The sequence below is a fragment of the Phytohabitans kaempferiae genome (genome assembly GCF_042433955.1).
In the GTDB taxonomy this organism is placed as follows: Bacteria; Actinomycetota; Actinomycetes; order Mycobacteriales; family Micromonosporaceae; genus Phytohabitans; species Phytohabitans kaempferiae.
Window position 1 is genome coordinate 1 of record NZ_JBHLUH010000106.1, and the last position, 874, is coordinate 874.

Annotated in this window: 1 protein-coding gene; it reads left to right on the forward strand. The window is 65.0% G+C overall.

Features of this window, described 5'->3' with window-relative positions; translation table 11 throughout:
- The coding region (locus ACFFIA_RS42410) for an IS982 family transposase (protein ID WP_377262970.1) at positions 1 to 874 on the forward strand (874 nt) is incomplete at both ends.

The following is an 874-nucleotide window of genomic DNA, read 5'->3' on the forward strand; positions in this document are numbered from 1 at the left end:
GACCCTCGCCATCGCACTGTACGTCAAGATCGACGATGACATGCGTACCCGACCCGAGCTGGCCATCTCACGCCCGCCCGGCGGCATCCCTCCGAAACTGACCGACCCGGAACTGCTCACCATGGCGGTCATGCAAGCCCTACTGGGCTACCGATCAGAACGTCGCTGGCTACGCCACCTGGACAAACATCAGCGCCATCTGTTCCCGTACCAACCCACCCAGTCCGGCTACAACCGACGGCTGCGCTCGGCCCTACCGCTGGTCAAACACTTCATCCGCGCCCTGGCCATCGACACCGATTTCTGGTTCGACACCCACTGGATCCTCGACTCCACCCCGATCCCGTGCGGGATGTCCCGCCCAACCGTGCAACGCTCCGACGCCGCCGGTTGGGCAGCCTACGGCTACTGCGCCTCACACAGCCGATTCTTCTGGGGGCTGCGGCTCTACCTGATCTGCACCCCGACCGGCATGCCGATCCTCTGGGCGCTGGCCGACGCCAAGCTCGGCGAACGCGAGGTAGTCGAAGCGATGCTCGACCGTGAACCACAACTTCTCGCCGCCCGCCCCGGCCTGCTCATGATCACGGACAAGGGCTTCGCCTCCAAACGGTTCGAAGCCGATCTGGCCGAACGCGGGGCCACCCTGCTGCGCCCAGCGCGCAAGAAGGAACAGCCCCGCTCGGGGCAAGCGCTACTCAAAGCGGTCCGGCAGTTGATCGAGTCAGTTAACGACACCCTCAAAGGCCAACTCGACCTCGAAATGCACGGCGGACGCACCTTCGCCGGCATCGCCGTCCGGATCGCGCAACGCCTGCTGGCCATGGCAGCCGCGATCTGGCACAACCACAAAACAGCACAACCCATCACCCGC